At 58.7% G+C, this 13,373-nt stretch carries 10 protein-coding genes and 5 pseudogenes; 4 read left to right on the top strand and 11 right to left on the bottom strand.

Features of this window, described 5'->3' with window-relative positions; translation table 11 throughout:
* Window positions 1-117: 117 nt before the first annotated feature.
* From NKJ12_RS29720 to NKJ12_RS29705, 4 genes and pseudogenes are all read right to left on the bottom strand, one after another.
* Complete coding sequence (locus NKJ12_RS29720; RefSeq protein ID WP_352706999.1) at window positions 118-495, bottom strand: 2OG-Fe(II) oxygenase family protein; 378 nt, start codon at window positions 493-495, stop codon at window positions 118-120.
* Between the two features lie 96 nt (window positions 496-591).
* A pseudogene (locus tag NKJ12_RS29715) lies at window positions 592-1,176 on the bottom strand (FAD-binding protein); the annotation flags it as partial.
* Window positions 1,169-1,474: a gamma-butyrobetaine hydroxylase-like domain-containing protein gene (locus NKJ12_RS29710; RefSeq protein WP_352706996.1), complete on the bottom strand. Its 306-nt coding sequence runs from the start codon at window positions 1,472-1,474 to the stop codon at window positions 1,169-1,171. The gene NKJ12_RS29710 and the pseudogene NKJ12_RS29715, both read right to left, overlap by 8 nt.
* 399 nt (window positions 1,475-1,873) lie before the next feature.
* Window positions 1,874-2,956 (bottom strand): HPP family protein, encoded by a 1,083-nt coding sequence (locus NKJ12_RS29705; protein WP_352706994.1) that lies wholly within the window; start codon window positions 2,954-2,956, stop codon window positions 1,874-1,876.
* A 362-nt stretch (window positions 2,957-3,318) separates the two neighbouring features.
* Here NKJ12_RS29705 and NKJ12_RS29700 point away from each other — a divergent pair.
* Window positions 3,319-3,456: pseudogene (locus NKJ12_RS29700) on the top strand (transposase domain-containing protein); the annotation flags it as partial.
* A gap of 385 nt (window positions 3,457-3,841) precedes the next feature.
* On the opposite strand, the gene NKJ12_RS29695 reads toward NKJ12_RS29700, so the two are convergent.
* The 4 genes from NKJ12_RS29695 to NKJ12_RS29680 all read right to left on the bottom strand — a co-directional run bounded on the left by NKJ12_RS29695 (window position 3,842) and on the right by NKJ12_RS29680 (window position 8,860).
* On the bottom strand, window positions 3,842-5,149 hold the full coding sequence (locus NKJ12_RS29695) for a hypothetical protein (protein WP_352706991.1): 1,308 nt from the start codon (window positions 5,147-5,149) through the stop codon (window positions 3,842-3,844).
* Window positions 5,146-6,141 (bottom strand): KpsF/GutQ family sugar-phosphate isomerase, encoded by a 996-nt coding sequence (locus tag NKJ12_RS29690; protein WP_352706989.1) that lies wholly within the window; start codon window positions 6,139-6,141, stop codon window positions 5,146-5,148. Before NKJ12_RS29690 ends, NKJ12_RS29695 begins: the two co-directional genes overlap by 4 nt.
* 533 nt (window positions 6,142-6,674) lie before the next feature.
* Window positions 6,675-7,748 (bottom strand): Gfo/Idh/MocA family protein, encoded by a 1,074-nt coding sequence (locus NKJ12_RS29685; protein WP_352706987.1) that lies wholly within the window; start codon window positions 7,746-7,748, stop codon window positions 6,675-6,677.
* 11 nt (window positions 7,749-7,759) lie between these two features.
* Window positions 7,760-8,860, bottom strand: a complete 1,101-nt coding sequence (locus NKJ12_RS29680) for a Gfo/Idh/MocA family protein (RefSeq protein ID WP_352706985.1) — start codon at window positions 8,858-8,860, stop codon at window positions 7,760-7,762.
* Between the two features lie 309 nt (window positions 8,861-9,169).
* On the opposite strand from NKJ12_RS29680, the gene NKJ12_RS29675 reads away from it, so the two are divergent.
* On the top strand, window positions 9,170-10,381 hold the full coding sequence (locus NKJ12_RS29675; protein ID WP_352706983.1) for a Gfo/Idh/MocA family protein: 1,212 nt from the start codon (window positions 9,170-9,172) through the stop codon (window positions 10,379-10,381).
* Window positions 10,382-10,731: 350 nt separating this feature from the next.
* Here NKJ12_RS29675 and NKJ12_RS29670 read toward each other — a convergent pair whose 3' ends face one another.
* From NKJ12_RS29670 to NKJ12_RS29665, 3 genes and pseudogenes are all read right to left on the bottom strand, one after another.
* Complete coding sequence (locus NKJ12_RS29670; protein WP_352706982.1) at window positions 10,732-11,529, bottom strand: response regulator transcription factor; 798 nt, start codon at window positions 11,527-11,529, stop codon at window positions 10,732-10,734.
* Window positions 11,530-12,078: 549 nt separating this feature from the next.
* Window positions 12,079-12,273: pseudogene (locus NKJ12_RS32370) on the bottom strand (hypothetical protein); the annotation flags it as partial.
* Window positions 12,274-12,430: 157 nt separating this feature from the next.
* Window positions 12,431-12,844: pseudogene (locus NKJ12_RS29665) on the bottom strand (transposase); the annotation flags it as partial.
* Window positions 12,845-12,894: 50 nt separating this feature from the next.
* Between NKJ12_RS29665 and NKJ12_RS32365 the strand changes: the two are divergent.
* A pseudogene (locus NKJ12_RS32365) lies at window positions 12,895-13,116 on the top strand (DUF5372 family protein); the annotation flags it as partial.
* Window positions 13,117-13,174: 58 nt separating this feature from the next.
* The coding region (locus NKJ12_RS29660; RefSeq protein ID WP_352706980.1) for a hypothetical protein at window positions 13,175-13,373 on the top strand (199 nt) is incomplete at its 3' end.

The raw sequence follows: 13,373 nt of genomic DNA, 5'->3' as shown, positions 1-13,373 counted from the left end.
AAAAAAGCCGGGCTCGAATCCGGCCCGGCCAAAGGAAGGTCAAAGCCTTCAGAGGGGAACACCGTTTAGCGGAATGGGAGGAAAACCGCCGAACGATTTTGCCTTTCTGAGCTCATTTCACGGCTTTGGCGACGAATGGCATTCCAAAGAAAGCGCGAAACGGCAAAGATTCGTGCTCCGACCGCAAACCTGAACATCGGCATAGTACCGGCGTGCCACATCGACATACGAACGCAGTCGGCTTTTCAGGCGACATGTCGGAACAACGGTGCCCCGACCACTTGCCGGTCCGCGGGCCTCGGCCGCCAATTCTTGCGGCAGGCTCAGAATCGACGTGGTCGCATTCCCGCCGCGCTTGAGAAAAACGGAACGGAAGCCCCTGGACGCCGGCGGCGGCGTCTCGACGCGATGCACGGTCGCGCGCAAATAGCCATTCGACGCCAGTTCGAGCACTGCGCCGATATTGACGACCAGCGTTCCGGGAATCGAGTCCACATGCCATCACATCGCATTCTCGGGCGACTTCTTTCTTATGGTCAGGTCACGCAAGTACGAGCTTCGAAGTTCCTCATCCTGCGACAGGCATTGGGTCTCTTCGATCTCGCCGACCGTGTCGGCATGAAGGTGGTTGAGCTTCAGGAACACCGGCCCCTTGCCCGACTGTAGTTCGTTGTAGAATTCCTGCATCATCTGTCCCGACCAGTAGTCGCTTTCGATGAAGCGATTGCCTTCACTGTTGGCGGTATAGGCTCCGAACGGACCGGCAACTAAGCACAAGCCGGGCCGTTATAGCCCTTGATCAGCGGATTGATCTGATAGCATTCGAGATTAGCGAGCGCGGCACCCGCGTGATAGGCCATGGCATAACCATCACCGGAATTGGTCGGATTCTCATAGGTTCCGAAGAGATAGCCGGAATGCGGCAATCCGAGCCGGCCCGCCGCGCCCATGCACAGGATCGGGCGTCGCATAGCCCGGGACGACGGCGTTGTTTAGCCCGTCCATGCCCATGCAGATAGCTCCGGAACGCTTCACATTGGCCTTTTCGAGCAGGACGACATTCAGAGCGGGATTTTTCTGCTTCGCCTTGAGCGCCGCCATCGGTCCGGCCGTGCCGCCGCCGATCACCAGCACATCGCAGGTGACTTCCGACAGCCCTTCGACAAAATTATCCATTCTCGTTCCTCAAAGCCTCAGCATCGGCGATTTCGCGCAAATAGCTCCAGGGATAGATGCCCCGGTCGTGACCGTCGGAGAAAACCAGACGTATGGCATATGAGCCGATCGCCCCTGCGCTCGTCACGGTGACAGTCTCGAACGAATGTTCGTTACCCTCGATGTCCGCCCGGACCTGCTGTGCCGCCCGGCTGCGCGCCCGCAGCATGGACGCCGGGATGAGCGAGACCGCACCGTCATCCCATGTAACGGAGAGAAGGCTGCGCGCGGCAGTGACATTGAGCTCAAGAGGTATCACGGCGTTTCCTGATGGTTCGCGCCCATCCTAGGGAACAGCGGAACATGGACACGCAATAAATTGCCTGCGTCCAGCATGCTGATTGAAACCGGGATAAATCGGGGCGGAACAAGATGGGTGGTTGCCGCCCACCTCAACGGCATCGAGTGGGCCAAATAAGTGGGCCCTCCGGTCGCCTCTAGCTTGGCCAATGCGATCGACTTCACATCTGCTCGCTCCCGGTGCGCCTCGCTAGAGAGCGACAAAGGTTGCCTGTATCCCGCGCCCGCTGCACGAACCGAAGGCGAGCCGAGAGAGTAGTGGTAGCGGTTGAGAGCGCGGTCGCGTTCCAGAAGGTCGATGTACTTGAAAAAAGGAATCGTCTTAGGCGGAAGGCCGCACCTAAATCCGGGTCAGTATTTATGCCGCTGCCAGCGTTGTGTCGGCCATGTGCACGCGCGCTGCCGCCGCCAGCAGGTCGGTCTGGGTGATCAGCCCAATAATGCGTCGCTCGGCATCGACGATGACCACGGCATGGCTGCGGCCGTCGGTGAGCACCGGCAGCAGGCTCATCGCCGGCGTATCGGGAGAGGCGGTGGCAGCCTTCGACATCACAGCCCTCACCGTGTCGGTCGCCGTCGTCAGCTCGCGCAGGCCAACTACACCGACCAGCCCGCCCTCGGCGTGGGTCACCGGCAGCGTCCGGATGTTGTGATCGAGCAGCAAATGACGCGCCTGGTCGGCAGGCGCATGTTCATCGACCGAAATCACATCGCGCGACATGATGTCCTCGCACAGCAGGGTGCGGTGGGAGCGCACCATCGCCTGCAACTCGACCTGCCGCAGCAGCCGCTCAAGATCGTTGCGGTCGATATCGAAGGTTTCCTCCAGCGCGCCGAGCGCGGCATCGATATCCTCGGGCTGGAAGCCGACCCGCTCCCGCGCCGGCGGATCGATGGTTCCATGCGCGCTTTTAAGGGCGGGGGCCGCCACATGTGGATAGTTGCGCCGCGACAGTTTATGGATGCCGTAGCCGAGTGCGACCAGCACGATCGAGTTCAGCGCTACCGGAACGAAGGGAAACAGCAAGCCGGAACTGAAGACGGCCGGTCCGCCGAACACCGCAGTTAAGGCGGCGGCGCCACCCGGCGGATGCAGGCAGCGCGTGAACGACATGGCGGCGATGGCCAGCGCCACCGCGATGCCGGTAGCAAGAACGGGTTCACGCACGAAATGCGCCACGATCACCCCGACCAGCGCCGAAATCGTATTGCCACCGATAATCGACCAAGGTTGCGCCAGCGGGCTTGAAGGCACGGCAAAGAGCAGCACGGCCGATGCTCCCATTGGAGCAACTAGCAGTGCGACATGTGGGCCAGACCCGTTCGCCAGCGCACTGATCACGCCGGTCAATGCGATGCCGATCATGGCCCCGCTGCAGGCGAGCAGCCGCTCGCGCAGCGTTGCACCGGCAAGGATCGGAACAAAGAGACGAAACGCCATGGCATGCCCTGCGAGTGGTCGGAACTCCGCAGTCCGCAATGCAGGCAAAGCCACAGATTTGGAAGTTAAGCCAATTCGGAAAGTCGGCTCACGGGGGAATACTTTTGCGCGAAGCGGCCATTCCCAAATGGGTGCAGACATTTGATCAGCCAGAGGAGGCGGACGGCACGGACGCTGATCCGCTCGAGCGCAGTAAGAGGCGAAGGCTACCGTGTCGCAGGCAGCCGGAAGCTTAAGTCCAGCTTTCGGAACCTTTCGTGAGGTGATTGATCTCGAGTTCTCATTGCCACCGAGGAAAAGCTAGCCCAGCCTTTGCCGCGCGTCTGCTTCCGGTACAAAAAAGCGGCTAACAACCGGTTGGCTGTCAAATCAACGGCGTCGAGCCTCACACCTACCTCGCTGACGTGATCGCCCGGATCGTCGCCGGCCATCCACAAAGCCAGACCGACGATCTGCTGCCTTGGGCCTACAGACCCATGCCGCTCAAGGCCGTGGCCTGAGAACGGCGGTTACCATTCACGCCGCCGCTGACCTAACGGTTTCAGGCGGTTCCCTTGGCTCGATCGGCTCGAAGTGTGCCCCGCGATGCACGTCAGCCATACGATGCGCATTTCGCAAAAGCCGGACAGGGGTGGAGTGACTGGATAAGGAAAATCGCGGACAGGTTTCCTTCAAGGAGAGGAAACTTTGGCATGGCCGGACGGCAAAGAGTTATTGATGAGGACCAAAAGCTGGAGCTGCTCCAGCGCATGAAGGCCGGCGAAACCGTCACAAGTTAGTATATGAAGGGGTTATCGATACAATGTTCATCATCATACCCCATTCTAGAATGACAGCACTGCTTTAACAATGCCGAGCCTGGTCCTTGTCGCAGTCCTTGTCAGCTTAATAGCTCAAAGATCGGAAGTCGCGGATTCGATGAAATGTAATAAGATTAGTATATTGCGCGTCGAGCGCCGCGTCGTCTCCTGACCGGCACAATACTGCTAGATCATCTCCATCAATCGTCATGCTCGGATAGTTGCGGGCGTGCCGCTCATCTGAGCTGGCAGCTACGATGCCAGCAAAACACCAATCGATGCAGTTCTTGGAAAAGTGCAGTTGGAGCCTGTGTCGCTCATTGTTAGCTAGGTTGTAACGCCCGGCCGGTAGCGTGGTCAGCTTGGCCATTGAGTCGGTCGCTTGCGAACTGATCAGCCAAAAGAGCGACGTCTCGGGATCACAGAGAATGAAGAACTTGAGGTGCCCTCCGGGCAGCGGCACGAACAGCGCTTTCTTGCCAGAAGGTACGCGCTCGATGCTAGTTCGCATTTCTCCATCGTCGTTTTCTGCAACCTTGGCAAGTGCTGCGTAGCCAGTACCTCCGGTGTTGGTCCGCAACAGCAAATGCAGGGTTTTCCCGGTAGGATCGTACCAAATGTGCCCAGGATCCCGGAATTGCACGATATTGGGCTCCAGCCATCCCATGGGTGCGCAGACGCGATTTGCACCAAGTTGACGGGGCTGCCGCTCGTGAGTGCCATAAAATGGGACACCCATCCAATCTATGGCTCCATCTCTCAATACCTCGTTGAATGCCGGTGCGCTTGAGATGGTCCAGGCGGCACGATCGAGAAGATTTGCGCCTATTTGCGCGCGTAGGACGCGGGGCGCCAAGCCCGCTACGTTCCAGCCCTCTATATCGGTGTCCTTCCTTTGGTCCATTGCCAAGTAAAGATGTTGGCCATCGTAGTGCACGTTGCAAGCCGAACCGTGCCACTTTTCCCCGAAACTTAGCCGGACAGGCGTGGTCCAGCTGTCACCGTCATCAAACGATGCCATTATCATCAGGTCGCTTGCCTGCCCTAACACATAAAGAGCGCCAGCCGCGAAAAACGGTCGCGCATGCCAGAATGGAAAGTCGACGCGGTGCGACCATGTTACGCCACTGTCGTCGGAAATGAACAGTTTTCCTTTTCCGAAACGCCCCCCCGCGGCACGGGAAGCCTTCGGACCGCAAAGATCGGCGACCCCGTGGCCACCGACGTCAAGCGTGGCAATAAGCCGCCCCGTCTCGGACCGAGCAATCCCCGGCGTGTAGCAGTAGATATTCGAAGGCCTGGCCGATCTGAAGACGACAGCGAAGTCCTGCGCCAGCGGCAGCGGCGACTTACGGGACCTCGCCTCTATTTGACTTTCTTTGGGTCTTTTCATGATGGCAACGGGGTACTTGTCACGGCATCTGCAGCGGCGCGTGCATATCCTGGTATATCGGAAGTGGCGAGTAATCCCACCACGCGTTTCAGATTGTCGACAATAACAAGATGCTCACGGGTGGTTCCCTGAACTAGCTCAAGGGCTGCCTGTACTGGTGCGTCAGGCATGAACGTGGGCGGGTCTCGGTGCATGAGGCTCTCGATGGGACTGCTGAAGATAGAATCATCTTGGTTTATGACGGGTTCTAAGTCGCGATCTGTTAGAATGCCAAGGAGACTGTCGTGGCTGTCAACAACCACGACGGCACCGGGGCGGCCTGGTGTCGTATACATGACCAAGAGAGCGAGCTTGAGCGGCGTCCCCTCAAGGACGAGCGGCAACTTATCATCGCTTCGCATGATCTCTCGAACACGCATTAGGCGCCGGCCCAGACTACCCGCAGGGTGATACCGCGCGAAGTCTTCCGGAGTTAGACGTCGTTGTTCGAGCATCACCAATGCGAGGGCATCTCCGAGGGCCATCTGTGCGGTTGTCGTCGTTGTTGGTGCTAAACCAAGAGGGCACGCTTCACGTATCGAACCCATGTCGATGACGAAATGCGACATCCTTGCAAGAGTTGAACCTGCATTTCCGGTGATAGCGACGATCATGACTCCCAGGGGTTTTACTGCAAATACCAGCCTGGTAAGCTCCTCGGTCTCACCTGAGTTGCTGAGGCAAAGGAGGATATCCTCCCGCCGTAGCCGACCAAGGTCCCCGTGCAGGGCGTCGACAGGATTGAGAGCGATCGAGCGGGTGCCCGTCGAGGTGAAGGTGGCCGAGATTTTTTCGCCGACGAGCCGAGACTTTCCGACGCCGGTAACGACGACCATTCCTTTAGATCGCAGGATAAGATTGGCGATCACGCAGATTTGGCCGTTTAGCTTTTGGGCCAGATTGCCGAGAGCTTGTGCTTCCATGTGCAGGAAATCCTTGGCGCGGCCGAGCATTAGACGATCGTTAGCGTCTTCAGTCGCAAGTCCAGTCTCTTGGTCCGTGTTCAAGGCGTCTGCCCCTACAGCTTGTTTTTTAGAGCTCCGGTCCAAAGACTCCGCTTTTTCGATTTAGCATCAAGAGAATTTCAGGTAAATATTGTTGCTCCCTTTGGTAACGCGCTTCACTGCCCCAGATGGCCTTGGCTTCGATAAGTACTGGCCCGTGGCCCGCGCCTGATCAGCCTCCAAGTAGGTGCGACGCGTTGGACGCCGAACTGAAATACTGAAACGAACGGGCAATCGCTGGTTCGAATTGGCGTCTACCTGACAAATTTCGTGCTCTCCGCAAGGTGCTTTGATGCATCGCCGGTGCGATTTAGATCTGGACGTGAGGTTGTTTCGACATCGATGCGTTTGTTCTGAGCACCTGTCTCATTCTGCGCCGCCTGGCTTGAGGCATCAGGGTCGTGGCTTAAGCCGCTGAACAACGCAGCGTCGCGCCAGTTGTTAGAGCTGTTGAGGGAGGCGCTGCGCATCAGATCGCAGACCTATCTAGCCTTTGGTGGTTGCCGTTGCCCTATCGTTTCGACCGGCATGACACATCCCGTTGTTGCCGACGCTATTGCTGCCTGCATGAGAGCGAGACTTGCAATATTGCCACGGCCAAGGCTGGCGAAAGGTGTGACTGTGCCAGTCTCGACAGCACGTGCAAAGGTCGCTAGGCTTTCTCTACGCCCGAACAACGGCATCTCCGGAAGGCCTATCGGCACTGCGGGTTGGCCGCGCTTACGGATGATGACGTGATCGCCATTCAAGGTAACATCACGGTCACCGCGGCAGGTCCACATGATCTCGCCCTCGGCACATTCCAAATGCCATTCTCCACCGTAGGGCGTCTCCACGCCACCGCTAAGCCAGTTGCCGCGGTAGGTAACAATGGTGCCTCGATCGAAGCTGATCGTCGCAGCTGCTGCGGGCGGTTCTCTGAACGAACTCCCCGTCGGCTGCCAAGCCCTACAATATACCTCCCGAGGTTCCTGCCCGAGCACCATGCGCATCAGGTCAAAGTGATGAATACTAAGCTCCTCAAGTAGGGGTTGTCGTAAGGAGTAATGGCCATAAGCTTCGTCGGTTGCTGTATAATTCACGAAGCGTCGGAACTCGATGTGGACTGCGCCTACCGGGCCGAGTGCTTGCTCTCTGACGAGCCGGGCGGCGGTGATGGCTGCAGGAAAGAACCGGAAGTTCTGGCTCACCATCAGGACGAGGTGGTAACGGTCTGCCAAATCGACGAGTTGCTCGGCCTCGACGATTGTAGACACAAAGGGCTTCTCCACCAGTACGTGCTTGCCGGCCTCGAGAGCGAGTGCAATGAGAGAAGCATGAGCCCCCACATTAGCCGTGATCAAGATGGCATCGGCACTAGTATGCGAGAGCGCTGCATCAAGAGTTGGAAAGCATTGGTTAGGGCGAGCCCTTAGCCGCGTCTTCACCCGCTCAAGAACCTCAGGGTTCGGCTCAGCCCAACCTACCATCTCGACCTCGGGTACATGAGGCACGACAGTCTCAGCCCAGTCTATACCCCATCGACCAAGCCCTACCTGAACTACCCGAGTTGGCATGATGCTGGCTCCTATTCAGACGAACCGAGGACGCTGCCTTGATGGAGGGCGCTGGAACCCGCTTGGCTCATATCTTGCGTACGTGCTGGCGTGAGATGGCCAAGGCGGCTTGCAGTGATCTGCGCCTTCAGTGCGAGTTCGCAGGCAAGAAAACAATGGTTTTGGCTCATCGCCGTTTCGGTTCGTTGAACGATGTCAGCAAGCAGTTGCGGGCCATAGGGAAGGGGAGTTCCGCTACAGTCGAAATGATAAATGCCTTTTCGATCGACGAGGAATAGATGGCTTGCGCCGGGCCGCCCTGCGATATCCACAACTTTGCGGATTTCCATGTAGCCCTCAGTGCCAAGCACTACGATGCGACCATCACCCCAAGTGCCGAGACCGTCTGGCGTATACCAATCCACACGAATATACCCAGTGCCGCCATTCCCTTGCACGAGCGCCTCGCCGAAGTCTTCGAATCCCACATGTTTAGGATGCGCATAGTTTGCCACGTGTGCTGCCACGATTTCCGCCGAGGTGCTGCCAGTGAACGCGAGATAATGATCAAATTGATGCGAGGCGATGTCTGTTAAAATACCGCCCTGTCGTGCAGGGTCGAAGAACCACGAGGGTCGAGCTGCCAGATTTACGCGATGCGGCCCAAGACCAGTTGTATGAATGACCTGACCGACAGCGCCTGAACACGCGAGTGCCAAAGCCCTGACTGTGGCGCCATTCTCAAAGCGCTCGGCGAAAAACACCGAGCAAATGCGGCTCGTCTCCTTTTGCACGGCTCGTGCTTCGATAAGCTCTTGAAGAGTTACAAATGCCGGTTTGTCGAGCATCACGTCCTTGCCATGGCGCATGGCACTTATCCCTATTCTGGCTCGCTCGTCCGGAATTGCTGCACAAACGATCAGTTGGACGGTTTCGTCCTCTAATATCTGCTGAATTGAGCACGCCCGTCTCACTTGCGCATGCCTCGCGGCGAATTCAGCCGCGAGATCCTCCTCCGGCGCATAAAAAGAGTGGAGTTCTGCACCAGCTGCCAGGAGGATACCAGTCTGACGAAGGACATGGTCGTGGTTGAGGCCGATCACTGAGAAACGTACGGTGGGTAGCCGTGGCATGGAATGCTCCCATTCTGACGGATGGTGCTAGCTCTACTTTGAGCGCTAGGGGGCAATTGTTGGCAAATACGGTCCGACATGCAAATGACGTTTTCGCTAAGGTTTTGCGACAGTCGGGGCTGTGCGCTCACTCTTTAGGAGCGAGATATGCCAGATCTCGTCAGCTTGTTGGGAGATGGGGGTTCACGGGCTCGAGGTGATTGGAGCGCTTTGGCTGTCGGCTGGAGACGGTAGTGCTTGGGTTCGACCAATATATCCGAAATTTAACGAAATTATATTTGACGACATGGAAAAGCTCGTATCACAGTAATGGCACCCGAATGCGTTTGGGGTTCATGCCTATACTGCTCCGGTTGCCGCCTCGGAGAGAAAGAGAGAGAGAGAGGGAGAGAGATGGTTCGTGTTGTTCAGGTCGGCCTTGGCGATTGGGGCATGAACTGGGCTTCAAGCATCACGCCCAAGGTTCAAGCCATCGAAATCGTGGGCTACGTGGCCCGGAGCCGGGGGGGGGGGGGGGGGGGGGGGGCGCCCGGGGGGGGGGGGGGGGCCCCCCGCGCGCGGTTGGGAGATTGCGCGGCCCCTTTCTTTTTCTCGCTCAGAGAGGCAGTGGAGCGAACCGCAGCCGACGGCGTGCTCGTCCTCACGCCCACGGAGACTCACGTCGAACTCGTATCGCGTGCCCTCGCGCTCGGCTGCCATGTCCTTGTTGAGAAGCCATTCGTGCCAACGGTCAGCGAAGGTCGCGAACTCGTGCGGGTGGCCGAGGCCCGCGGCCTCGTATTGATGGTCAATCAGAACTTTCGTTACTTTCCAGCGGCGCAGCGCGCCGCCGACATCGTCCGTGGACGAGAGCTTGGCGAGGTTGCTGCGGTTTCAATCGCATTTCGCCGCATCCTTTCCTATGAGAGCGACGCGAAGGCGCACTGGCACCGCACGCTTCGCCAACCTCTCATCGCCGATCTCGCCATCCATCATTTCGACCTGATACGCATGGTGCTTGGCAGCGAGCCCGTCTCCGTCTATTGCACCGCACCTCGACTCTCGTGGAGCACGTTCCGTGATCCCGGCACAGCTGCGGCTATCCTTGTCTTCGAAAGCGGTGCCACGGTTACCTGGACGGGGTCGTGGGAGGCGCGGGCTGAGACCACCTTCTCGGGCGAATGGCATATGCAGTACCAGCACGGCGACGTGATCTGGGCGTGCAGAAGCGACCGCGACGTAACGCTCGATGGGGATCGTCTTGCGGTCGTGGACGGTCTGGGAGCAATGCGGGCCGAGACTCTCCCACGGGACCAGGTTTTTGGCCGCGTGGCGGTGCTCGAAGCCTTCGCTACGGCGATTTCCAATGGCCGTCAGGCATGGTTCTTCCCCAGCGGGCGCGACAATTTGGGAAGCATCGCCCTCATGGAAGCGGCGATCCGCTCCTACCAAACGGGCCGCGTCGTCGATGTTCGCGCGGAGCTCGACCGGGAGGGGGAGAAAGGAGTCTCCCTGAGCAATAAGCACGGATACCGCGTATAAGCAACGGAGTCATCGGCGCTCGAGGGAGCCAGGCTGCGTGAGGGGGCACAACCCGGCCATAGGCTTCGAGCTGCTCACCATGGTCGCTCAACCGCCAAGCCGGATCATCGACATCAAAGAAACCAAGCGCAACACAGCAAAACTATCCGAAATCGCACGCGCTGACGGGGCATCAAAGCCCAGTTGGAAGTTCTAACCACCTCGCCGAATCAGTGCTTGTGATTCGATGGTGCGCATTTGGAGAGAACGTCAGAGCGCGTCGCGGCTACCCCTGAAAAACCGCCTGGTGTTGTCAACAGGCCGTCAATCGTAAGAGCTGCGGGTGGCCGATCTAGGCGCCGGTCGCGCGCCTACTCGGATAGTGCATAGCCGACGGATCTCACGGTCCGGATGAGATCTTGTCCGCCAGCCTGATTGAGGGCCGCGCGCAAGCGGCCGATGTGAATATCGATGGTGCGGAGGCCAACATGAACAGCGCGTGGCCAAGCTGCATCCTGCAGTTCTCCTCTGGAGTGGACCTTGTGTGGGTTCTTCATGAGATGGTGGAGCAGGCGGAACTCGGTTGGAGCGAGATGGATCGTCCGGCAGTTTCGCCGCACGCGATACCTGGTCACATCCAGTTCCAGGTCGATAAATGTCAGCAAATCACGTGGGCCGAGGTCGGGAACCCGATTCGAAGCGTGCCAGATCGCATCGATAGTTGTCATCAGCAGCTCAGGCGAAAATGGTCTACTGAGATACTGATCCGCACCGGACTCGACAAACTCTTGCTCACTTGCTTCTTCATCGTCGGCGGCTAGCACGACAATCGACATTGGGCGCGTCCGGCGATCCAAACGCAAGCTTGCACAGAGCGTCCGCGTCTCAACACGCGGCAGTCTTGATTCGAGGAGCAATACATTCGGCGTTAGTTCATGCAGGCGCTGGACCAGCGCCTCTCCGTCGCTCACCCCCGCCACAACTAAGTCCTTACTCCTAACGGTATATTCCAGAAAAGAGCGAAAGCTATCATCTGACGTAGCGATCAGCACGATCGGTGGCGGCGGCGAACTCTGAGCGGGGTCGTCATTCAACATCGCGTCAATCCCTGCAGATGTACTTTCGCGGTCTGGACTTTGGATCTGTGCACGGCGCTGATCATGCCACATGAAACCGCTCCTCATGGACGAATTTGAAACGTGGAAGTAGTTGGCTGTCTACGCAACTCAACAATCGCTTTCGACTCGTAGGCCCCCACTTGGCTGAGCCATCAACTCCCTAAGATCGCTCAGCCTGACTAGGAGCCGGTCTTCTTCTCGTTTGCCGCCCAGCGGCAGCGTTGTTGGCAAGAATGATCATAGATGATTCTCCTGGAAAGACGGCCCGTTTGTGGACAACTACGCAGGTACCGTGCCAATGAGCGATTCGTGTTAAAGCAACGGGATAGCGCTGAGAGTGCCTATGTCGAATATGTGACATCGTCGGACATCGAACAACGCAATTTACTCGACGTGAGGTACTCCTCGTGATGTTCGGGAGAACGCAGGCCAGCCGACCTCTACTGGTCTCTACCACGAGAGTGGGATTTGGACCCGAAAAGCGCGTGTCGGACGCTGATCATGCATTGAGGGCCTATGTACTATTAAGCGCTGGTGTGATGATGGCCCGGAGCGGCCATACCGTCGAAAGTTCGGCGGCCGCGCCCTTTACCTGCTCGGCTACCGCTTTGATGCATTCCTCGCCCAGACGGCAGGCGGGCGCAACCACGGCGAGTGCCGCGCCGTTTCATCGCCGACACTCACCGCAGCTGCAACCGAGGGTACGCCCGGCTCGGTCTCCTCGCGCGCAACTCCGAAGCCTTGTCGACGTGGTTTCGTCAGCTCCGATAGAACGGCACCTACGGAGGTGAGCGCGTTGGGTCCGTACCGTCTTCAGCGCCATGTCATTGGGAAGTGTTGCCAGCCATGCTTTGCCGTTGGCGGTGACATGCGCCGGCAGCGTCGGGAAAGCCTAACCCGGAAAATTCATGGTGGGTTGGCGGATGAAGTGCAAGCCATTGAAGTGACGTAGGGCGCCGACGGAGCGAGATTTCTTGAAGTTGTCCGGCTCCTCAATGGCGGTCACGAACGAATTCGCGGTGATTGCGCCGACACCGGGGATCGACACGAGTATTTGACACGCTCGGCTTTGACGCGCACCAGCGACAAGCTGACGCCCGAGTTCAGCGGCCCGAACGCGCATGCTGCGCCAGGGGCTGTCGGCCCGGATCAGGATCCGTGTGTTCGGCCAATTGTTCCGGATCGCCTGCACCAGGCGGCGCAGATGGGGGCGGATCTCAGCCCCGCTCGGCCGCTTGGCTGGCCGAAGAACCGCACCGACGAACCGGCCATCGCCATCGAACACCACGATCGGCTGGAAGCCGTATTCGTCATAATGGGCGTTGAACAGGCGCAATTGCTGGCCGCCATGCACGGCATCAAAGGAAACATTTCCAGACTGCCCATCACCAGGACCTTCCCGCCTCGGCAACGATCATGCGGGAGGGCCACGCCTTTGAAGGGCGGCCTCTGGCCGTAATCAGCCGACTCAAACGCCGCGGCGAGCCAACGCTGCTTTTAGAATTGCCGGACGGCAGCCGGACCTACATTCCCGTCGCGTGGACGGATCTCGGGGGCATGGGGGGTGATTCCACAGCCACGCCGGCAAATCACTCCAGCATTGGGCGGCTTTCAGACCTTCTGCATCTGCGCCTTCTGACCGACGCTCTTCTTGAACGGCGCGGCGAGTCGCCGCCTGATGACAAGGAGGAGCGACATGCAACTGAAGCCGAGATTCGCCGAGGAAGACCGCAAGCGGCCTCCCGACCCACCCGCCTGGGAGACGCTGGACGCCGAGGCGCGGGCGGAGGCGCCATTATTGCAGTCCACCGGTCATCGACTGGTGCCGCGCCAACGACGTCGACTTCATCTTTGGCCTCGCGCCCACCACGACCCTGCGCAAGCATGTCGCGGAT

The organism is Mesorhizobium sp. M0195, assembly GCF_040322115.1.
In the GTDB taxonomy this organism is placed as follows: Bacteria; Pseudomonadota; Alphaproteobacteria; order Rhizobiales; family Rhizobiaceae; genus Mesorhizobium.
The sequence above is the reverse complement of the archived record's forward strand: the minus strand, read 5'-3'. Positions and strand labels throughout refer to the sequence as shown.